17 protein-coding genes are annotated in these 21,210 nt (G+C 41.5%); 9 read left to right on the forward strand and 8 right to left on the reverse strand.

The genetic code is table 11. The features are described from left to right. The first annotated feature begins 246 nt into the window (after positions 1 to 246). From nadE to Q1V93_RS15825, 3 genes are read left to right on the forward strand one after another with little or no spacing between them, the layout of a single operon-like run. The gene (gene nadE / locus Q1V93_RS15815) at positions 247 to 1,026 is read left to right on the forward strand and encodes an NAD(+) synthase (RefSeq protein WP_300665985.1); all 780 of its coding nucleotides are present in this window, start codon (positions 247 to 249) and stop codon (positions 1,024 to 1,026) included. Then, on the forward strand, positions 1,020 to 3,272 hold the full coding sequence (locus Q1V93_RS15820; RefSeq protein WP_300665986.1) for a M48 family metalloprotease: 2,253 nt from the start codon (positions 1,020 to 1,022) through the stop codon (positions 3,270 to 3,272). The genes nadE and Q1V93_RS15820 overlap by 7 nt, the downstream gene beginning before the upstream one ends. Then, a complete protein-coding gene (locus Q1V93_RS15825; protein WP_300665987.1) occupies positions 3,262 to 4,083 on the forward strand; it encodes a hypothetical protein in 822 nt (273 codons plus the stop codon). The genes Q1V93_RS15820 and Q1V93_RS15825 overlap by 11 nt, the downstream gene beginning before the upstream one ends. 170 nt (positions 4,084 to 4,253) lie before the next feature. On the opposite strand, the gene Q1V93_RS15830 is transcribed toward Q1V93_RS15825, so the two are convergent. After that, complete coding sequence (locus Q1V93_RS15830; protein WP_300665988.1) at positions 4,254 to 4,577, reverse strand: 2Fe-2S iron-sulfur cluster-binding protein; 324 nt, start codon at positions 4,575 to 4,577, stop codon at positions 4,254 to 4,256. 89 nt (positions 4,578 to 4,666) lie between these two features. Here Q1V93_RS15830 and Q1V93_RS15835 point away from each other — a divergent pair, with 89 nt between their 5' ends. Next, entirely contained in the window at positions 4,667 to 6,112 is a 1,446-nt protein-coding gene (locus tag Q1V93_RS15835; protein WP_300665989.1) for a hypothetical protein, read from the forward strand. Positions 6,113 to 6,332: 220 nt separating this feature from the next. Here the strand turns inward: Q1V93_RS15835 and groL are convergent, their stop codons facing one another. The 7 genes from groL to miaB all read right to left on the reverse strand — a co-directional run bounded on the left by groL (position 6,333) and on the right by miaB (position 13,250). Further along, the gene (groL, locus tag Q1V93_RS15840; RefSeq protein ID WP_300665990.1) at positions 6,333 to 7,967 is read right to left on the reverse strand and encodes a chaperonin GroEL; all 1,635 of its coding nucleotides are present in this window, start codon (positions 7,965 to 7,967) and stop codon (positions 6,333 to 6,335) included. Positions 7,968 to 8,139: 172 nt separating this feature from the next. Continuing rightward, positions 8,140 to 8,418 (reverse strand): co-chaperone GroES, encoded by a 279-nt coding sequence (groES, locus tag Q1V93_RS15845; RefSeq protein ID WP_300665992.1) that lies wholly within the window; start codon positions 8,416 to 8,418, stop codon positions 8,140 to 8,142. Between the two features lie 159 nt (positions 8,419 to 8,577). Beyond that, positions 8,578 to 8,907, reverse strand: coding sequence for a preprotein translocase subunit SecG (gene secG / locus Q1V93_RS15850; RefSeq protein ID WP_300665994.1), 330 nt, complete (start codon positions 8,905 to 8,907; stop codon positions 8,578 to 8,580). Between the two features lies 1 nt (position 8,908). Continuing rightward, on the reverse strand, positions 8,909 to 10,039 hold the full coding sequence (locus Q1V93_RS15855; RefSeq protein ID WP_300665996.1) for a hypothetical protein: 1,131 nt from the start codon (positions 10,037 to 10,039) through the stop codon (positions 8,909 to 8,911). Continuing rightward, entirely contained in the window at positions 10,039 to 10,551 is a 513-nt protein-coding gene (gene lptE, locus Q1V93_RS15860) for an LPS assembly lipoprotein LptE (RefSeq protein ID WP_300665998.1), read from the reverse strand. Before lptE ends, Q1V93_RS15855 begins: the two co-directional genes overlap by 1 nt. After that, positions 10,548 to 11,801 carry a sigma-54 dependent transcriptional regulator gene (locus Q1V93_RS15865; RefSeq protein ID WP_300666000.1) on the reverse strand — a complete coding sequence of 418 codons (1,254 nt, stop codon included), beginning with the start codon at positions 11,799 to 11,801 and terminating at the stop codon, positions 10,548 to 10,550. Before Q1V93_RS15865 ends, lptE begins: the two co-directional genes overlap by 4 nt. Positions 11,802 to 11,810: 9 nt before the next feature. Next, the gene (gene miaB / locus Q1V93_RS15870; RefSeq protein WP_300666001.1) at positions 11,811 to 13,250 is read right to left on the reverse strand and encodes a tRNA (N6-isopentenyl adenosine(37)-C2)-methylthiotransferase MiaB; all 1,440 of its coding nucleotides are present in this window, start codon (positions 13,248 to 13,250) and stop codon (positions 11,811 to 11,813) included. A 248-nt stretch (positions 13,251 to 13,498) separates the two neighbouring features. Here miaB and topA point away from each other — a divergent pair, with 248 nt between their 5' ends. The 5 genes from topA to gldL all read left to right on the forward strand — a co-directional run bounded on the left by topA (position 13,499) and on the right by gldL (position 21,126). Next, positions 13,499 to 15,997, forward strand: a complete 2,499-nt coding sequence (topA, locus tag Q1V93_RS15875) for a type I DNA topoisomerase (protein WP_300666002.1) — start codon at positions 13,499 to 13,501, stop codon at positions 15,995 to 15,997. A gap of 270 nt (positions 15,998 to 16,267) precedes the next feature. Further along, entirely contained in the window at positions 16,268 to 17,425 is a 1,158-nt protein-coding gene (locus Q1V93_RS15880) for a formimidoylglutamase (RefSeq protein WP_300666003.1), read from the forward strand. Positions 17,426 to 17,614: 189 nt separating this feature from the next. Beyond that, positions 17,615 to 18,580, forward strand: a complete 966-nt coding sequence (locus Q1V93_RS15885; protein WP_300666004.1) for a PorP/SprF family type IX secretion system membrane protein — start codon at positions 17,615 to 17,617, stop codon at positions 18,578 to 18,580. A 115-nt stretch (positions 18,581 to 18,695) separates the two neighbouring features. Further along, a complete protein-coding gene (locus tag Q1V93_RS15890; RefSeq protein WP_300666005.1) occupies positions 18,696 to 20,240 on the forward strand; it encodes an SUMF1/EgtB/PvdO family nonheme iron enzyme in 1,545 nt (514 codons plus the stop codon). Between the two features lie 61 nt (positions 20,241 to 20,301). Next, positions 20,302 to 21,126 carry a gliding motility protein GldL gene (gldL, locus tag Q1V93_RS15895; RefSeq protein WP_300666006.1) on the forward strand — a complete coding sequence of 275 codons (825 nt, stop codon included), beginning with the start codon at positions 20,302 to 20,304 and terminating at the stop codon, positions 21,124 to 21,126. Positions 21,127 to 21,210: the final 84 nt, after the last annotated feature.

Here is a 21,210-nt window from a genome sequence, read left to right on the forward strand (position 1 = left end):
CTTATTGTTTGCTGAACTTGGATTTTACTACGGTTTAACTCCAATCAACATCGAAGGAAGCGGAAAAAACAGAACCTTGTTTAACAGATCTGTTGGAAGCAGCGATTACTTCGGTTTGAAAACAACACAAACGCAATTCTGTTTGAAAATAGGTATTCTATTCTAAGAGAACCCATTTATACTTCTTAGAAATCCCGTCCGGCTTAGCTGAGACGGGATTTTTTGTTATTTTTACTAACAAGATTTATGGAAAAGGAACTACAGGTAATTGATTATATCTCAAATTGGTTGAAGCAATATGCGTTGAATGCAGGTGTAAACGGGTTTATTGTTGGGATCTCCGGTGGAGTGGACAGTGCCGTGACATCGACACTTTGTGCAAAAACAGGAATGAATGTATTGGTGCTCAATATGCCGATTCGTCAAACAAAAGCAGAGTTTACAAGAGCTACAGAGCATATTGAATGGCTGCAGACAAACTTTTCCAATGTAGAGGCACAAACCATTGACTTAACAGCTGCGTTTCAACAATTGGAAAGAACTTTTCCTGCAAGTACGGTTGAAAATCACCTGGCAATGGCAAATTCAAGAGCACGTTTGAGAATGACGACCTTGTATGCACTCGGACAAACACACAGCTTGCTTGTAGCCGGAACAGGAAATAAAATTGAAGATTTCGGAGTGGGATTCTTTACCAAGTACGGTGATGGCGGAGTGGATTTAAGCCCGATTGCAGATCTGACAAAAACAGAAGTCTTTGAATTGGCAGGTTCTCTGAATATCGTGGAATCCATCCTGGTTGCAAAACCAACAGACGGTTTATGGGAAGACGGCCGGTCAGATGAAGATCAGATGGGAGCAACTTACCCGGAATTGGAATGGGCTATGGGATTCAGCGGAAACGAAGATACTTTAAACGAAAGGCAAAAAGAAGTGCTGACGATCTACCGCAAATTGAATCGTGCGAATAAGCACAAAATGGAACCGATCCCGGTTTGTTTACTTCCTGAAAATATTAAATGGTAGGGAAGTTTTTAATAGCTTTTGTGTGCACATGGATTGGTGCTTTTTCCAATCTGCTGGCGCAGGAAGATTTTAATCACTATCAGCCGCTGTGCAATAAGGGTCCGGTTCCAAAGGACTTTTCAAACTCCACGTTAAACAAGATCAAACAAGATAGCCGGGAGGATTTAAAATCATTGACTCCCAGGAAGAAGCAGTTTTTCGTAGAACAGATCAATTATTCCATTGACGAAATCCTGTATTCCGGAAATGTGACATTCGGCGATACGATTAGCCGCTATCTGCAGAAACTCGGAGATAAACTGGTTGCAGGAAATAAAGATCTGGAAGGAAAGTTGCGCTTTTATGCCTACAATTCCACGGATGCAAATGCTTTCTCAACCCGGCAGGGAATTGTCTTCGTTACCACCGGATTGATTGCCCAATTAACGACTGAAGCGCAATTGGCTTTTGTGATTTCTCATGAAATCATTCATTTCCAGGAACATCACGTTCTTGAATTGTATACATATGCCACCAAGGAAAAATTCTATTCCTACAATGAAAGAGCCCGTTTTTTGAGCAATTACTCGCGGGAAAATGAACTGGAAGCCGACCGGATGGCCGTCAAAATGGTTCATGATGCGGGATACAAACCGGGTGAGATCAATAAAACATTTGACGTCCTGCTTTATTCCTACCTTCCTTTTGAAGAAATGAAATTCGATAAAACGTATTTCAATACCAACGAAATGTACATTCCTGAAATGTACTTCGATTTCAAAAGAACCGAGATTTCAGCAAAGTTTAAGTACAATGACTACCTGATGTCGCATCCGAACCTGGCTAAAAGGAAAGAACAGGTAACGGAGCAGGTTTCCAGGTTCAGGGATTGGGATAAGAATATGCTTTATGAAGACAGCTCCTGCTTTTTTTACATCCGGGATGTTGCCCGTTTCGAGTATGTGCTGAATAAAGTATACGAGGAAGAACCGGTAGAAGCGTTATATGCGATTTATATTTTAGAGAAAACGTATCCCGAATCCGCTTTTTTAGCGAATTGTAAATCACAGGCATGGCTGGACGTAATGAAAACGGTTGTGCAGAAGAAAAAGCCGGGTTATTATACATTGCTTCCACGAAAGAAAGCGCGTTATTACGAAGGACAGATTTCCATTCTGAACCAGTTTGTAAATGTGCTCCCGAAGAATGGAAAACTGGCAGTAGGATTGAGAGTGATTTACGATGCTTACCAAAAAGATACAACGAACGTCATTGCACGGAAAAGTCTTGAAACAGCGATTCAACTCCTTGTAAAGAGTGAAGATTTTGACCTTGATAAATTCTCAAAAAGAAACTATGCCGAAACGCTCGTTTACCTGGGCGAAAAAAAGAAAGCAGCAAATTCCGGAGAAAAACTTCGCACCGATGAATGGGATAAGTATGCGGTGATTGAAAATCAATCCAAAGGAATGACAGATGGTTTTGAGATCGATTCAACGAAATTCTACATGTACGGAATTGCAGATATTATCCGTGACAGCAATTTCCTGGTGAAGTTCAAACAACATACGGTGAAGAGTACCTTGCTTGAACGAAGGAATGAGGAGTTCAATTTGATGACGGATAATGAACAATCAGACCTGGAATATCTGAAATATGATGAAGAAGCGCATCTCAAAATGGATTCCATGTTGGTGTTTCAACCCGCTATTTTTGAAACTACCAGGTCTTCCGAGGTCAATGTTTACAAAACCTTCAAAACAAGAGATTTGATAATGAAGGAGGTGAAGGACAATGCTTCGGATTTGAATATCCGGGTGAAAAGTCTGAGTTTGCAAAAATTGGACACGCTGGATGCGTCAGACTGGAATAATTATGCGTTGCTGCAGCGAAGCCTGACCCGTGCGATCAAAGATCATGAAAACGATTATTTTGTTTTAGACTTGCCCGATTTGAACCGGATAAAAAAACTATATGGAGCAGAAAAGCTCCTGTTTTTGGAATATCAGCATGCGTATGCTCCGGATTTGTATTTCGGGAACGTGCTTCTTTTCACGGTTTTGCTGCCGGTCGGATTGGTTTATTTCCCGATTGAAATTCTTTCCGGGCATTACTCCGATTGGCAATTTTATGTATTGGATCTGAAAACGGGAGAGCTTGTTTTGAATCGTGCGTATTATGCGAATGAGCCTTCTACAAAGCATTTTATCGGTTCCAGGCTATACGGAATGTTTCACCAGCTAAAACAAGCGAAAAATGACTATTAAAAAAGCACTTGTTTTTTGCTGTTTGTTACTTGCTTCGTTTTCCCGCGCGCAGGAAATTGGTTATTACGGCAAGCGCGTATTCCTTGAAATTGACGGACAAGGTCAAATTCCCTTACTACAAAATATCTTTGGAGAGCGCAAAGGATATGTTTCCGGAAAAGCAGGACTTCACAGCTCCTACAATTTACTCGATATAGCTTACAGAGCCAGTTTGAACGTGGCCTTGACGGAATCCGTAGGTTTTGGGTTGGAATTTTCGCAGCGTTTTTACCAGGTGAATTTGCAGTCGGTTGACGAGTTGACCCGGAACTTCAAAGATACCAGCGGAGCGATGGTTGCGCAATACCTGGATGGGAAAGTAGCTTATCTCCCGATTCGTGAAACCGTTTTTATGCCGAGAGTAACCGTTGCGCTGAATGACAGTAGAATTCCTTGTGGTTTTGCAAGCGAAATCGGAATCGGGTATTCCCTGATTCAGCTTCCGAACAGAGATCTGGCAATAGAATTGACGAATCCGGATCAGAACGTATTGCTTTCATCCGTAAAAGAACGCTTATTGGATTCGCGTGCCGAAGAACTCAGAGGAATGACCTTTATGTTTGGCTTCCGGATGAATTACCCGATTACCAAAAGAGTCTTGTTCCATATCGGTTTCAGGTATCAATACGCATTTCAGTTCGGAAAGAAGAAATTCAGACGTATGGACGAATCCGAATATTGGTTCTCAGGAAGAGAAGTCTGGTCGAAAGTCAATCTGAGAAGACAGTTGGGAATTTTCAGTTTCGGAACCGGGTTGACGTTTACCTTATAATTACGAATTACGAGTTTCGAATTGTTTTCGGTGATTGGAAAAGTGCAAAGAAGTTTTTGATTTTTCAGTCGTTCTCGATAAACCTCCATGACAGTTCGACGCTCTAATTGATTGGAATTACATCTGTTCGGGGATTTTAGCCGAATTTGTAATTCGGCATTCGTAATTAACTACTCCGCCTCTGGCGCTAATCGCAATACAATCCCGTCGATTTCGTCCGAAATAGGAATCTGGCATCCCAAACGGCTGTTGGATTTCACATAAAATGCCTGATCCAACATATCCAGTTCGGCATCGCTTTGTTCTTCCAAAGGAGTATCGGATTCCAGGTAACACTGACAGGTTGCACACATTGCCATACCGCCGCATTCGCCTTTGACCGGAAGTTCATATGCGCGGCAAAGCTCCATGATGTTCATATTCATGTCTGTAGGCGCTGATAACTCATGCGCTACTCCTTCTCTGTCAATGATCGTTACTGTAATGTCTGCCATGGCAAAATTTTTGCAAAGGTACTAACTATTCCCTGCGATGATTCAGGGAATAGTTATATTTGATCAAAACGATCCTATAAATTCTGTTAATGCGCCTTCTAAGTTCACTTGTTTTTCTGCTTTTTTCCGGTTTTTTGTTCGGACAATCCAATTCCTGGGTTCAAAATTCCGAATATTTCAAAAACAAACTGCCTTATCAGATCGGGACCTATCTGTTTGAAGATGGCTCCTTCCAGCTTTCGGAAGGAAATTACCGTTTTAAGTTTGATTCGAAAGGAAACCTGAAGCGGGATCTTACGCAGGAAGTAATCGAGGAAAATGCCAATTCGGATCAAAAGACAAGTAGCTTTACGGCTTTTGATATGAAGACGAATACACGGTATACTTTTGTGGATAATTACCTGCATATCGAAAAGTATTTTCCGGATCAGAAGAATGAATACAAAGCCATTCAGCTTGAAAAACAGGAGCGCGTAGTCAAAAGTGTTTGGGATCAGTATTCCAATAACGCGAATCACGTAGATGCGGGAATTATTACCTCGGTCAAAAACAAGGTAATTCTTTATCAAACGTATTATGCGATTTCTGCGAACACGCATCCGAAACAATTCAAACCGAAAGGAATAAATACGTATTTGAGATTGTGTATTTTGGATTTGACGACTTATTCCGTTTCCTATGAATATTTGCTGATTGATGTTTTCGACGCTTCCTATGGAAAGAAAAAGGAAGTTCTGGATTTGTATGATTTCAAATGTATCGGGCTCAATAAAAAGCAGGAACTTTTGTTTTGTTTGAGTAAAACGGCCTTCAGAGACCGGAATGCTCCGCCATTAACTCTGAGCGATTATAAAAGTGTGGATTATTGCAAATCGAAGCTGGATGTCTGGTCGGTCAACCTGAACGATTTATCTCAAAAGAAAGTGTATTCTACGGTTGTTGAATCGAATCCGGCAGCGAGTTCGGTTAGTTTCACGATGATAAATGGCGGTTGGATGCTGACCTGGACAAAATTAACCGGCAGTAACAGTTATGCGTTTAACGCACGCGTTTTTGAAATAGATTCGGATTACGATGTCAAAGAAACGGTTCTGAATTTTCCTGTTCAAGAGTTAAAATTAGTGAAGTCTCCAACACCAAACCTGCGCATTTACACCAACCAGAAAGGGGAGAAGCAATACTGTACAGCTGTGCCCGGAAATCCGGCTATTTTTATTCTGAATGAACGATCAGAACTGGAAGTAGTGGATAACACAGAATTGAAATGGGATTTGCTCAAAAACTATGTCATGACCGATTCTGAAATGATGTGTCTGCCTTGTATGAAGCAATTGTCGGGGAAAGAAATCAACGAATTGTCGGATTTACCGGCCTCCATTGATCCGAAATCACCACATACACGCATTATCCGGTTCCGGAAAGTGGGGAATGCGGTTGTTTACCTCCATATAGAAACCCTGAACCAGATTGTGGAAACAGGGCATGTCGAAAAGATCAAAGAGCTGTTTTTAAAAACAGGAAGTATTTCCTTATAAGTGAAGAGCAGTACATCTTGTGGATGACTGCTCTTCTATATAGTGTCGTTCCTGTCTATCCCCGACATAAAGTCGGGGGAAGGAGGATCGGAAAGCTCCCATATTTCAGGGAACTGTAATTGCTGCAAATTTAATGTATTTGAATAAAAAGAATCAAATAAAATAGGGAAGCGATACATCGCTTCCCTATTTTTCTTTTTTATTGTATGAATGTTGTTTATTACATCATTCCCGGCATTCCACCTGGCATTCCGCCATGCATATGAGGAGCATCTGTTTCCGGCTCATCAGCGATGACACATTCTGTTGTCAATAGCATTGCTGCAATAGACGCTGCGTTTTCGATTGCAATACGCGTTACTTTCGTCGGGTCAACAACTCCGGCTTCGTATAAATTTTGGTATTGTTCCGTACGTGCGTTGTATCCGAAGTCATCTTTTCCTTCACGGATTTTCTGAACAACTACTGCACCTTCACCACCTGCATTTGCAATGATCTGACGCAATGGTTCTTCGATTGCGCGTTTTACGATTGCAATTCCGGTAGTTTCATCGTCATTAATTCCCGTCAGTGTTTCTAAGGCATCCATTGCGCGAATCAATGCAACACCTCCACCAGGTACGATTCCTTCTTCTACGGCAGCTCTTGTTGCAGCTAACGCATCGTCCACACGGTCTTTCTTCTCTTTCATTTCAACCTCAGTTGGCGCACCGATGTAAAGAACAGCAACACCTCCGGCTAATTTAGCCAAACGCTCCTGCAATTTCTCACGGTCGTAATCGGAAGTGGTAGATTCCATTTGTGCTTTGATCTGACCGATACGTGCCTGAATGTTTTCTTTTTGTCCGGCTCCATTGATGATCGTTGTGTTGTCTTTGTCGATTTCTACTTTCTCAGCAGTTCCCAACATATCCAAAGTTGCATTTTCCAAAGTTAAGCCACGCTCTTCGGTGATTACTTGTCCACCTGTCAAAATTGCGATGTCTTCCAACATAGCTTTTCTGCGGTCACCGAATCCCGGAGCTTTTACAGCTGCGATTTTCAAGCTTCCGCGCAAACGGTTTACAACCAATGTCGTTAAGGCTTCACCGTCTACATCTTCTGCAATGATGATCAATGATTTTCCGTTTTGAACCACCGGCTCCAAAATAGGAAGCAATTCCTTCATGTTGCTGATCTTCTTATCGTAGATCAAAATCAACGGATGCTCCATTTCAGCAATCATTTTGTCTGTATTGGTTACGAAGTAAGGAGAAAGGTATCCTCGGTCGAATTGCATTCCTTCCACTGTTTTCACTTCCGTTTCAGTTCCTTTTGCTTCTTCAACAGTGATCACACCGTCGTTTCCAACTACTTTCATCGCCTGAGCGATTAAGGTACCGATTGTTTCGTCGTTGTTTGCGGAAATGGTTGCAATCTGCTTGATCTTATCATTGTCAGAACCTACTTCTTTGGAGATCTTTTTCAAATCTGCTACTACAGAAAGAACCGCTTTGTCGATTCCGCGTTTCAAATCCATCGGATTTGCACCTGCAGCTACGTTTTTCAATCCTGCAGTGATGATTGCCTGTGCCAAAACTGTTGCAGTTGTTGTTCCGTCTCCTGCAATGTCAGCAGTTTTAGAAGCAACTTCTTTCACCATTTGTGCACCCATATTTTCGATCGGGTCAGCCAATTCGATTTCTTTCGCTACGGAAACACCATCTTTTGTTACTTGAGGAGCTCCGAATTTTTTCCCGATTACAACATTTCTTCCTTTTGGTCCAAGGGTTACTTTCACAGCATTTGCCAATGAATCAACTCCTTTTTTCAGCTTCTCACGAGCTTCAACATCAAAATAAATTTGTTTTGCCATTTCTTATTTCTTAATGAGTTATTTTTCTTTTTGTTGATGAATGTTCAAATGTTCAAATGTTCAAATGTTCAAATGTTCAAATGTTCAAATGTTCAAATGTTCTGGTTGATTAAACAACTTTTCAATTTTCAATTGAACTTTGTTTGAACTCTTTCAACCTTTTGAACTTTTCCTACCCGATAATTCCGTAGATATCCCCTTCTTTCATGATCAGGTAATCTTTCCCGTCAATTTTAATTTCGGTACCGGAGTATTGACCGTAAATAACAGTGTCGTCTACTTTTACTTGCATTGGTTCGTCTTTTTTTCCAACTCCAACTGCGATCACTTTTCCTTTTAACGGTTTTTCCTTCGCTGTATCGGGAATGATAATTCCACTTGCTGTTACTTGCTCTGCAGGTGCCGGTTCGATAAGCACTCTGTCTGCTAAAGGTTTAAATGTTGTTGACATATTGTTATTTTATTTTGATAAAATTTGACACTGCTGATTGACCAAGATTGTGCCAATGTGCGGATTGTGTCAATTTTGCATTTTTATGAAGTGATAGAAACAAAAAATGTCAGTATGTTGTGACATACTGACATTCTATAATTGATTTTTCTTGAATGCTTATTCTTGAGGTGCACCTTGATTCCCCGGAGCAGTTCCACCTTGTGGTCCTCCTGCACCTGGTTGCCCGCCTGGTTGTTCTTTACCTTGCTGAACTTTTGGCTTCTCAGGTTTCATAATACTTGTCATCAAAATACTTCCTACCAAAATAACTCCTGCTAAAACCCAGGTTGCTTTTTCGATAAAATCATTGGTACGTTGTACACCACCAAGTTGTTGAGCAGCACCAAAATCAGAAGACAAACCTCCTCCTTTAGGGTTCTGAACGAATACAACAACGATTAGTAAAATGCTTGCTAATACTAGTAAAATTGAAATTAATGCTATCATTTTATGAGGTAATTTTTTTCTTTAATTCTTCAATTTGGAGTGCAAATAAACTCTTTTTTTCTGGAAACGCCAAACTTAATTGATGATAAACATGAATTGCTTTTGGAAAATTTCCCTGAGCCGCATATATTTTTGCCAAAGTTTCCGAAACCGGAATTCGCTCATCGTCCAGACTTTCTTTTGCTTTCTTCGATGGAGAATAGAATTCTGCCTTCGGTTTTGGCATGCTGGGACTGGTTTCGATGAATTTATCAATGATCTCCTTCGAATTTATTTTGGACTCTGTTTTGACTTCAATACGCTCAGTGGCAGGTTCCTGCTGACTGGATTTTAGCCAGCTCGTGAAAGATCGTTTTTCTGAAGAATCTTTCGGATATTCTGCTTTGAGTTCTTCTTTCTCTGGCTCTTTACTTTCTTCAGGCGAAATTTCAGGTGTTGGTTCGTCCGTTGATGAATCCTTTTCCTGGTGGGTGTGAGGTTCGATATAAGGTTCCTCTTCTTCTTCCTGCTTGCTGGTTGTGAGGTAATCCTGCGAAAGTGTCTGAGCTACGATCTCAAAATCGAAAATGTCGTTTTCCTCTTTTGTTTCTACAGCCGGCAGATTTTCTTCTTCAGGGATAATTTCCTGAGTTGGTATTTCTTCTTTTTCCACCCCGGTTTGAATTGCTTCTTCCGGTACGATTACTTCTACTGCACTCGCTTCGGTATTCAGAACAGGATTTTCTTCCGTTTCAATGGTCAGATTCACATCGCTTTGTTCATCTTCATGGATTGCTTCAGGAGAAATTTCAGTTTCAGGAAGCGCTATTTGTTCCTTCAACGCCTCATCTTTTCCGGATGAAATCTCCATTTCCGGTTCGTCAATTACCGGAATTTCGATCAATGCTTCTCCTTCGAAAGCGGCATGTAATAAATGGAACAAGCGCGTTCTGTCGGATAATTTGTAAGCCTGTTTGGGAAGCACTTCATCCAGGTGAATGGATTGAAAGCGGGAAACTCCTTGTAAATACAACAACGCGTAAACGGAAGAATAGGGGTGTTTCTCCGATAATTCACGAAGCACTTCCACATCTTCGGAACGCATGAGTTCCGGACGGGTAATAAATTCAGCTATTTGTTCTGCATTCAGCATTACCAGTTGGATAAGAGTTTGTTGACCACATCTTGCACCACTTGCTGGTTAATGGATTCCAGGAGACGTGTTTCAACATCTACCAATTGCTCATTGGATTCATAATCGGCAAAGCGTGAACTGGTGAATTCCATTTTTTCCAAACCTTTGGTTGGTGTAATGATAGTGAAATTAACTGAAACCGTTAAACGGTTCTTTGCAGCCAAATCTCCCTGCTGAATAGCAATCGGGGATGTATTGTATCCGGAAACGATTCCGCTGATTTTTATTTGTGCTTCATCCAGTGTCGAAGCGAGTTTCAAACGGGTATTGTTTTGAATTCCGCTGCGGAGACTTTCGGATAAATTGGCCGGATAATTCGATGGAGCAGTTGCAGCAGTCAATTCCAAAGGAGTAATGTAGAATCTTCTCCATTCTTCCGGCATGGAATTGTCGATCGGGTTTAAAAATGCTTTGGGCCAGCAGCTGCAAAGACCAAATACTGCGAGAAATATAAATGCGACTTGTTTCATCCCTGGATATCGTATTCTTTGATCTTGCGATACAAAGTTCGTTCCGAAATTCCCAATTCTTCTGCGGCATATTTTCTTCTTCCACGGTGCTTGTCCAATGCCTTCTGGATCAGCTCTTTTTCACGGTCTTCCAAAGACAGGGATTCCTGAACTTCTTCGTGGATTTCGTAATCTTCGGTATCCGGATCATCAAAAACAACTGGTTTTACCGTTTCTGTTTTGATCGGAGCCGGAGGAAGAATGCGTTGTTCTCCGTGATGGTTCAGATCGTGATATAAGCGATTGACAACTGCTGCCTGATCATTGGAAAGATTGAAATCTCCCTGGTGATTCAACAGCTCTACAACCAGTTTCTTCAATTCATTCAGGTCGTTTTTCATGTCGAACAGGAACTTGTACATCAATTCACGTTCGTCAATTTTTGTTTCCTGAACTCCTACAACTGCAGGGAAAAACTCTTCTGCCTGCGGCAAATAGGATTGTAAACGAGGTCCGTCAATATCGCGTTCCTGTTCAATGACCGAAATTTGCTCCACCAGGTTTTTCAACTGACGGATATTTCCGGGCCAATGATAGGCGTTCAGCAATTCAACGGCATCTGGAGTAAGTTTTACTGCCGGCATGCGGTATTTCTCTGCAAAATCACTCGCGAATTTGCGGAATAGCAAATAAATATCTTCTTGTCGCTGGCGCAGCGGGGGCAATGGAATCGGAACGGTGCTCAATCTGTACAACAAATCTTCCCGGAATTTTCCGGATTGAATGGCCCGGTGCATGTTTTCATTGGTTGCAGCAACCACGCGCACATTGGTCTTAATGACTTTAGATGAACCTACGCGGATAAATTCACCGGTTTCCAATACGCGCAACAAGCGAACCTGTGTCTGCATCGGAAGTTCGGCAACTTCATCAAGGAAAATCGTTCCGCCGTCAGCTACTTCAAAATATCCCTGCCGGCTTCCGGTTGCTCCGGTAAATGAGCCTTTTTCGTGACCGAATAATTCCGAGTCAATCGTTCCTTCCGGAATCGCTCCGCAGTTTACGGCAATGTATTCGTTGTGTTTGCGGGTGCTCAATTGATGAATCACCTGCGGAATAATTTCTTTTCCGGTTCCGCTTTCTCCTGTTACCAGGACGGAAATATCTGTTGGCGCCACTTGCATAGCAACTTCCAACGCACGATTGAGTTGTGGAGCATTTCCGATAATCCCGAATCGCTGTTTGATTTGTTGAAGTGACATAGTGCTCATAAAGCCGGATTAATTTGCGTGAGTAACCAATTCACCGATCAAAGTTGCCGAAGTGCAGTCTGTGATTTTCACCATCACATAGTCACCTTTCTTTGCATTTCCTTTCGGGAAAACCACCATGGAGTTTCTTCCGTCTCTTCCGCAGAAGTGCTCTTCCGAGCGTTTTGAAGGACCTTCAACCAATACTTTGGCAATCTTTCCGACTTGTCTCTTGTGAGAAGCAGCAGAATTTTCCAATTGCAAAGCAATGATTTCTTCCAGGCGTTTTCCTTTTACATCGTCCGGAACATCGTCTGTGAATTTACGCTCAGCCAATGTTTTCGGTCTTTCCGAATACTTGAACATGTATGCGAAGTCATAAGAAACATCTCTCATCAAAGAAACGGTTTCATTGTGTTCTTCATCTGTTTCACCGCAAAAACCGGTAATAATATCTGTTGAAATAGCGCAATCGGGAATAATGCGTTTGATCGCTGCGATACGGTCTAAATACCATTCGCGGGAATAACCTCTGTTCATGCGCTCCAATACATTCGAGTTCCCGGATTGAACAGGTAAATGAATATACGGACAAATGTTTTCATATTTCGCCATCACTTCCAATACATCATCCGTCATGTCTTTTGGATGGGAAGTGGAGAAACGAATGCGCAGATCTGGGTGGATCAAGGCAACCATCTCCATCAATTGCGCAAAGTTTGTTGTCGGGATGGATTCATCTTTGATCACTCCTTTGCTGCTCATATTCCAGCGGTAGCTGTCTACGTTTTGTCCCAATAACGTGACTTCACGGTATCCGTTTGCAAACAAATCTTTACATTCCTGAACAATGGTTCTCGGATCTCTGGAACGCTCGCGACCTCTTGTAAAAGGAACTACGCAGAATGAGCACATGTTGTCGCAACCACGTGTGATCGTTACAAAAGCGCTAACTCCGCCCTGATCCATTCTCACAGGAGAAATATCTGCATATGTTTCCTCGCGGGAAAGCAATACATTCACGGCGCGCTGACCCGTTCCGACTTCGTCAATCAGATTTGGCAGATCGCGATAAGCATCCGGTCCTGCAACCAAATCAACCAATTGTTCTTCTTCCAGCAAGGCTTGTTTTAAACGTTCAGCCATACAGCCTAAAATTCCAACCACCAGGTTCGGTTGATCCGCTTTGCGTTTTTTGAATTCCGTCAGGCGGTTACGAACGCGTGTTTCCGCATTTTCCCGGATCGAACAGGTGTTGATCAAAACAACATCTGCTTCATCGATGTTTCGAGTAGTTGTATAACCTTCTTTCGTCATAATGGAAGCGACCACTTCACTATCACTGAAATTCATTTGACAACCGTAACTTTCCACGTAAAGTTTTTTGGAGCCGGTTCCACCTTCTAAAATGATAGCTTCTCCCTGTCTGCTCTCGTCTATTACTTTATTTAAACCGTGATTCTCTAACATGCTTGAATTTTAAGAGTGCAAAAATAGTTTTTATGACAGACATGTCAAAATGTCATGGCGTTATCCTTGTTAATTTTTTAGAAAGAAAGCTGTTTTTTTGAGTGAAATCTTGGATCTAAAAAAAAACTAAACTATCGTTTAAATAGGAGATTCAATTTTTTTCAATTCTGAATCACTTGTTTTTTGTTTTTAAATCCATTTATATTTGCACCGATTCGAATCGTTTCGAACCGCAAAATTTAGTTAGCATGAGCAAAAATTTAGTAATAGTTGAGTCACCTGCAAAGGCAAAAACCATTGAAGGATATTTAGGAAAAGACTTTACTGTAAAATCAAGTTTTGGACATGTGCGTGATTTGGCGTCGAAAGGATTGGCCATAGACATTGAAAACAATTTTGCACCTGAATACGAGGTGAGTTCGGATAAGAAAGCATTGGTTGCAGAATTGAAAAAACTGGCAAAGGAATCTGAAGTGGTTTGGCTCGCTACCGATGAGGACCGCGAGGGAGAAGCGATTTCATGGCATTTATACGAAACCTTGGGATTAGCTAAAAAAGACACCAAACGAATCACGTTCAACGAAATTACGAAAGGAGCTATTTTAAAAGCGATTGAAAATCCACGTCAGATTAACAAACCATTGGTTGATGCTCAGCAGGCAAGACGTGTTTTGGATCGTTTGGTAGGTTTCGAACTTTCCCCGGTTTTATGGAAAAAAGTACGGCCAAGCTTGTCTGCGGGACGTGTACAATCAGTTGCTGTACGTTTGATCGTAGAACGCGAAAAAGAAATCCAACAATTTCATGCTGAGAGCTATTTCCGTGTAACGGGAGAGTTTTTAAAAGGGAAAGAACGTATCAAGGCCGAAGTCTCCAAACATTTCGGGACAGATACCGAAGTGAATTCCTTTTTGGAAAATTGTGCGAGTGTTGATTTTAAAGTGTTGGACGTTCAACAGAAACCGGCAAAGAAAACTCCGGCTTCTCCGTTTACAACATCCACATTGCAGCAGGAAGCATCTTTGAAACTTGGTTTTTCCGTTTCAAGAACCATGCAGGTTGCTCAGAAACTATACGAAGCAGGACATATTACCTATATGCGTACCGATTCCGTGAATTTATCGGAAACGGCGATGCAAGGTGCAAAAAACGAGATTCTTTCGGCTTACGGAAAAGAATACTCACATCCGGCAAAATATGCAAACAAAAGTTCGAATGCGCAGGAAGCTCACGAAGCGATTCGTCCGACGAATTTCGCGATGCACGCATTGGCATACGGAGAGCGCGATGAAGTGCGTTTGTATGATTTGATCTGGAAGCGTTCAATTGCATCTCAGATGAGTCATGCTGAACTGGAAAGAACGACAATCTCTATCGGAGATTCCAAATTGCCGGAAGTTTTCCAGGCGAAAGGAGAAGTAATCAAATTTGACGGATTCCTGAAAGTGTACCTGGAAACAAACCTGGATGAAGAAGAGGACAACGAAATAGAAGGATTGTTGCCAGCGGTTCAGGTTGGAGAATCATTAAACCGCGATTTTATTCGTGCAACAGAGCGATTTACAAGACCGGCTGCACGATATGTAGAAGCATCTTTGGTGAAGAAACTGGAAGAATTGGGAATCGGAAGACCTTCAACGTATGCACCGACTATTTCAACGATCCAGAAACGCGGTTACGTAGAAAAACAAGAACGCGAAGGAGAAGAAAGAGCATACCAGGTGCTGGAATTGAAAGGTTCTGAGATTGGAAAGCAAATCAAAAAGGAAATTACCGGGAAAGAAAAAAATAAGTTGTTCCCAACAGATATCGGGATGGTTGTGACGGATTTCCTGATCGATCATTTTGGCGGAATTATGGATTATCACTTCACTGCAGAGGTGGAAGAGCAATTCGATGAGATCGCACGTGGAAAAATGGAATGGACGGACATGTTGAGTTCATTCTACAAGCCGTTCCACGACAACGTAGAGGACACGCTGGAACATTCCGACCGCGCTACAGGTGAGCGTGAATTGGGAATTGATCCGGTTTCGAATAAAAAAGTCATTGCGCGGATCGGCCGTTTCGGTCCGATGATCCAGATCGGTGATGAAAAAGAAGATGGAGACAAACCGCGTTTTGCATCCCTTCTTGGAAATCAGTCGATTCATACCATTACGTTGAGTGAAGCGCTTGATTTATTCCAGTTGCCAAAAAGTCTGGGAGAATATAAAGGTGCAGGCGTTGAAGTCAATGTAGGACGTTTTGGTCCGTATGTGAAATTCGGTGATCAATTCATTTCTCTTGGTAAAAATGAAGATCCGATGGATGTAACGATGGATCGGGCAATTGCGCTGATTGAATCGAAATTACAGGCGGATGCACCGATCGGAACGTATGAAGGATTGCCCGTTCAAAAAGGTGTTGGCCGTTTCGGGCCATTCATCAAGTGGAAGGGAATTTTTATCAATGTGAATAAAAAGTATGATTTTGATAATCTGACTCAACAGGATATCGAAACGCTGATTACTGAAAAAATTCAGAAAGACATCGATAAAGTGGTTCATGACTGGAAAGAAGAAGGAATCCGTGTGGAAAAAGCACGTTGGGGGAAGTCCGTTATTTTGAAAGGCAAATTAAAAATTGAACTTCCGAGTAGTGTGGACGCTGCAGAACTGACACTTGAAAAAGTGAAGGAAATGATCGAAAAGAAAACTCCGGCAAAGAAAGCTCCTGCGAAGAAGGCTGCAGCAAAGAAGAAGTAGCGCAGCTACTGAAGACCGAATGCAGCTTTAAAAAAAGCTGAGCATGAGGGAAGGTGAGAATTTAGTTTAGAATAAAACATAACGAAAAGGGTAGCTGAGCGGAATCGAAGTTGCCCTTTTTGCTTTTCAATTTTGGCATTCTCCATGTTCATTGCGAGCCCTGAGTGAAGTCGAAGTGCGAGTTATTAACTTTCCACTCTTTATTCTTCGTCGAAACTTTCTGAATCAGCATCCTCCATTCATGTATTTTTGCAGGAAAGTCATGCCAGAATGAAGGATATCTCTATTTATTTCAGCCCGATCAGTACACTAGAAAACCCGGTTTCAGAATCCCTGGGAGAATTTATTGTGCGGAATGATGATTCAGGCTTTCCGGAGATTGATCGTCCGGGAATCGCGTTGATTTACGTGCCTGAGTTCCGAAATGGAGAGGCAAGCCTTCATGGCGAAACAGACGACCGCTTCCGGTCTTATCTGGACAACTATTTTCCGGGAAGCAACTGGAAATTTAAAATCTATGATTTCGGAAACCTGATGCCGGGTGAAAGGGTAGAGGATACTTATTTTGCCTTAAGACAAGTGGTTGCTGAATTGGTCAAGAAATCAGTAGTTCCGGTTGTTTTGGGTGGTACGCAGGATTTGACTTACGCAATGTATCAGGGGTATGAAGAACTGGAACAATTGATCAACGTCCTGAATGTTGATGCAAAACTGGACTTGGGAGATCCTGAACTTCCGATCGGAAAAGATGCTTATGTGAGCAAGCTTTTAATGCACAGACCTTGTTATTTGTTCAATCTTTCGGTAATCGGATACCAAACACCGTTGGTTAAGTCTTCTGAAATAGATCTGTTTGAGAAATTATTTTTTGATGCTGTCCGGTTGGGAGAGTTTAAGGGCGATTTCAGAATAGCGGAACCTTTGCTTCGAAACACGGATTTGTTAAGTATTGACCTGCAATCCATCAAAGCGTCGGATTTTAAAGGGAAGTACTTCTCCCAACCAAACGGATTTGACAATCAGGATGTGTGCCAGATCGCTAAATATGCCGGGATTTCAGATAAACTGACGTCAGTAGGTTTGTTTAATTTACTTCCGGGAGAAATTGCCGAAAGCGCACATGCGGAAATCGCTCAGATCATTTGGTATTTCATGGATGGATATTCTCAGCGCGTCGGAGATTTTCCGATTGGAACTAAAAAAGATTATACCAAGTTTACAGTCTTTTTGGATGAAATAAATCACGACCTTGTTTTTTATCGAAGCAACCGCTCAGAGCGCTGGTGGATGGAGGTTCCATACCCTCCGAAAGAAGGAGTTAGGTACGAAAGACACCACATGGTTCCCTGCGATAAAATCCAGTATAGCAATGCTTTGAATGGCGATATTCCGAACCTTTGGTGGAAAACTTATCAGAAGTTAGGGTAACCTTTTATTCCTTGTTGCGTATTAAGAACTTGTGTTAAATATTTATCTCTTCAACATTTCATTGTGGAAAAGATGGATTGATTGCACTAAAAAATTTTGTTTGTTCTAAAAAATACTTATTTTAGTCGCCAATTGGCTAAAATTTGTTAAATAGTCAAGCACGTTAAAACCATAATAGGACCCATAAATATGAATAAAACGTTACGAATTTTATCAGCGTTTGTGTTATGTTCTTTTGGAGCTGCTGCTCAACAAGATATCGCATTAACACATTTTATTTACAATAAGTTCGCCATCAACCCGGGCGCTACTGGTATCGAAGAAGGATTGTGTGGTAATTTAATTTACCGCAACCAGTGGGATAAAGTAAATGGAGCACCGAATTCTGTGGTATTCAATGCAGAGGCAAACATGGAAAGCTTTGGAAAGTGGACCGGTGGTTTTGGATTGAATTTCACGCATGATGCGATTGGGTTTAACCGCCAAAACAATGTCATGTTGAACTATTCTCATCACCTTCAGTTAGGAAACGGAAGATTGGGGCTTGGTTTGGGTGTTGGAATGGTAAACTTTGGTATGAATCCAACGTGGGTTGGTCCTCAGACACAAATTGACCCGACTTTCCCTGGTTCAAGTAGTGCAATCACATTTGATGTGAATTTTGGTGTTTATTACCGTGCTGAAAACTGGTATGCAGGATTGTCTTCCACACACTTGCAGGCATCTACATTGGGCTTAACAAGTTCAGTAGCGTCTTCCACCGGAAATGTTAAATATGATTTGGCAAGACATTACTATGTGATGGGTGGTTATACCTTTAAAAATATCGGACCTGGAGATATCGATGTTCAGGCAATGATGGAAACGGATTTGAAAAAATATTCAGCAAACATCAATGCGCGTTATATCTACAAAGGGTTCCTGTATGGAGGTTTGGCTTTCAGAAACAGCGATGCGATTTCTGTCTTAGCGGGCTTTAGACCATTTGAAATTAAAAATCAAAGATCCAGAATGTTTATGTGGGTTGGTTACTCGTATGACATCACAATCGGAAGATTGTCAAAGATTTCGAATGGAACACATGAGATCGCGCTTAAGTTTTGTTATATTCCAATTATACCAATAACGAAAGCAAAAAATCCAAGATGGTTGTAAAATCAAAAAAAAATTAAGAATCTTTGTAACCATTTTTTATTCGATTCCGTTATATCGCAAAATTGATCCTGTAGAATGTTAACGATAAAATCCGGAACTGTAAAATTGAACTAGAATGAAAAAACTGTTGTTTATCGGTTTAATTGGGGCCTTTATTGCCTCTTGTAGCTCACGTAGTGGCCACTTGACGGGTGCATTAGGTCGTAAAGTGTATCAACCTGAGATTCCTCTCGGGATGGTTTATGTTCCTTCAGGATCTTATATCATGGGAGAAAATGACCAGGACGTTCCTTTCTTGCACCAAACACGTGCAAAAACGGTTTCCGTTCAGGCCTTTTACATAGACCAAACTGAAATCACGAATAATGAGTACCGCCAATTCGTAGAATGGGTTCGTGACTCCATGGCTCGTGAACGTATTTATTCAGGATTGGAAGATGACGAGGATGCGTCCCGTTACATCAACTACTCGGATATGTACTTCGATGAAGGTGCATTGGAGATGGTTGAGTTCGAACCTTCTGATCGTGATGTCAATCGCGCGCAATTCTCATTGAACTGGGATCGTCGTTTTTCTTATGATGACCCTGAGTTGATGCCTTTGCTTGCTGATATGTACTATCCGCAGCCAGAGCGTTTTTACAAACGTCGTGAATTTGATACCCGTAAGTTGAATTACAAGTATTACTGGATCGATTTAAGAGAAGCTGCAAAAAGAGGGCGAATTGATATCGTACACAATGGTGTCGATAAAGAAGGAAATGAGATCAGTCCGGAACACCGTGACTTGAATACTCCTCCGCATCCGTTTACAGAAGAGCCTCAAGGTTTGGATAAGGATTTAGGATACTTCAACAAAAAAGGGCAAAACAACGCGATTCGCGGACATGAAAACCGTCAGCGTTTCATCATTGATGAAGAAATCAATGTTTATACGGATACTTTGGTATGGGTACGTGACTTTACGTATGCTTTCCATGACCCGATGACTAACATGTATTTCTGGCATCCTGCTTACGATAATTATCCTGTGATTGGTATTACCTGGGTTCAGGCAAAAGCTTTCTCGGTTTGGAGAACTCAATTGTTGAACAACTGGTTGGCTGCAATGGGGGATTTATTTGTGAATGATTTCCGTTTGCCAACAGAATCTGAGTGGGAAAGAGCTGCTCGTGGTGATTTGAATAATTCACCTTATCCATGGGGAGGTCCTTACATTCGTAACCAAAGCGGATGTTTCCTTGGAAACTTTAAGCCAATGAGAGGTCGTTACTTCGAAGACGGTGGTTTCCACACGGTAAAAGCATATTCTTACAACCCGAATGGTTGGGGGCTTTACTGTATGGCAGGAAACGTTTCAGAATGGTGTGAGACAGCTTATGATGAAGCAATGTATGAATTCTCTCATGACTTGAACACGGAATACAGATACGATGCAATGGACTGGGATCCGCCGGCAATGAAACGTAAAGTAATTCGCGGAGGTTCATGGAAAGATGTAGGTTATTATTTGCAAACTTCAACTCGTACTTACGAGTATCAAGATACGGCTAAATCGTACGTCGGATTCCGAAATGTGGCAACACACTTAGGACGTGGTGGACGAGACTTCTCAAAAGAAGGTGGCGAAGAAATTCGAAGCGATATCCAACTTCGCTAAGAATACAACAAACAATTTACAAAACAATAAATTTGGTTAAACCTAAAAAACAAAGAAAACTATGAAACCAGGAAGTAAAGGATGGAAAAAGTTTATGGCGAAATTATACGGTTTCGGTGCGGCAGTCGTAATCGTTGGAGCCTTATTTAAAATTATGCACTGGCCGTTTTCAGGACCGATGTTGATCGTTGGACTAGGAACGGAAGCTATCATCTTCATTTTCTCGGCATTTGAACCGATTCATGAAGATCCAAACTGGGAGCTTGTTTACCCGGAGTTAGCTTTTGCGCACAGTGATGATTTAGATCATGATGCTTTACCGGCAGCAGGAGGAAGAGGAGGAAGAAATTCTGGTGGATCTGGAATTACTGAGCACTTGGACAAAATGTTGGAAGAAGCTAAAATTGACGGACAATTATTGGAGCGTTTAGGAGACGGAATGCGTCAGTTGGGTGAAAATGCAGCTCAATTGAAGGGAGTAACATCTGCAGCAGCGGCAACTGACTCTTATGTTTCTTCATTGCAAGCAGCATCTGATAAAGTTTCTTCTTTGTCTGAAGCATATGAAAGAGCATCTGTATCTATTTCAGGTATGACTTCTAATACTCAGGAAGGTGAATCATTCGGTGAGCAAATGCAAAAAGTTTCTAAAAACCTGGCTGCTTTGAATAACGTATATGAATTACAATTGAAAGGTTCTTCTGCTCATTTGGAAGCAACTGAGAAATTCCAGGGTCAGGTAACTGAAATGATGAAGAACTTATCTGATTCAGCTGAAGATACAAAACGTTACAAAGAGAATATGGCAATGTTGTCTAAGAACTTGACTGATTTGAATGCAGTTTATGGTAACATGCTAAAAGCTATGACAATTTCTAGAGATTAATTCTAATCGATAGAAACTTTATTTAAAATTGAATTATTACTAACAAGTAAACCAATAAAATTAAGAAGTCATGGCAGGTGGAAA

The sequence above is a fragment of the Fluviicola sp. genome, from assembly GCF_030151805.1.
In the GTDB taxonomy this organism is placed as follows: domain Bacteria; phylum Bacteroidota; class Bacteroidia; order Flavobacteriales_D; family Crocinitomicaceae; genus Fluviicola.

Coding starts and splice junctions, on each gene's coding strand:
- nadE (WP_300665985.1), top strand. CDS start 247: ATGGAAAAGGAACTACAGGTAATTGATTATATCTCAAATTGGTTGAAG.
- Q1V93_RS15820 (WP_300665986.1), top strand. CDS start 1,020: ATGGTAGGGAAGTTTTTAATAGCTTTTGTGTGCACATGGATTGGTGCT.
- Q1V93_RS15825 (WP_300665987.1), top strand. CDS start 3,262: ATGACTATTAAAAAAGCACTTGTTTTTTGCTGTTTGTTACTTGCTTCG.
- Q1V93_RS15830 (WP_300665988.1), bottom strand. CDS start 4,577: ATGGCAGACATTACAGTAACGATCATTGACAGAGAAGGAGTAGCGCAT.
- Q1V93_RS15835 (WP_300665989.1), top strand. CDS start 4,667: ATGCGCCTTCTAAGTTCACTTGTTTTTCTGCTTTTTTCCGGTTTTTTG.
- groL (WP_300665990.1), bottom strand. CDS start 7,967: ATGGCAAAACAAATTTATTTTGATGTTGAAGCTCGTGAGAAGCTGAAA.
- groES (WP_300665992.1), bottom strand. CDS start 8,418: ATGTCAACAACATTTAAACCTTTAGCAGACAGAGTGCTTATCGAACCG.
- secG (WP_300665994.1), bottom strand. CDS start 8,907: ATGATAGCATTAATTTCAATTTTACTAGTATTAGCAAGCATTTTACTA.
- Q1V93_RS15855 (WP_300665996.1), bottom strand. CDS start 10,039: ATGCTGAATGCAGAACAAATAGCTGAATTTATTACCCGTCCGGAACTC.
- lptE (WP_300665998.1), bottom strand. CDS start 10,551: ATGAAACAAGTCGCATTTATATTTCTCGCAGTATTTGGTCTTTGCAGC.
- Q1V93_RS15865 (WP_300666000.1), bottom strand. CDS start 11,801: ATGAGCACTATGTCACTTCAACAAATCAAACAGCGATTCGGGATTATC.
- miaB (WP_300666001.1), bottom strand. CDS start 13,250: ATGTTAGAGAATCACGGTTTAAATAAAGTAATAGACGAGAGCAGACAG.
- topA (WP_300666002.1), top strand. CDS start 13,499: ATGAGCAAAAATTTAGTAATAGTTGAGTCACCTGCAAAGGCAAAAACC.
- Q1V93_RS15880 (WP_300666003.1), top strand. CDS start 16,268: ATGAAGGATATCTCTATTTATTTCAGCCCGATCAGTACACTAGAAAAC.
- Q1V93_RS15885 (WP_300666004.1), top strand. CDS start 17,615: ATGAATAAAACGTTACGAATTTTATCAGCGTTTGTGTTATGTTCTTTT.
- Q1V93_RS15890 (WP_300666005.1), top strand. CDS start 18,696: ATGAAAAAACTGTTGTTTATCGGTTTAATTGGGGCCTTTATTGCCTCT.
- gldL (WP_300666006.1), top strand. CDS start 20,302: ATGAAACCAGGAAGTAAAGGATGGAAAAAGTTTATGGCGAAATTATAC.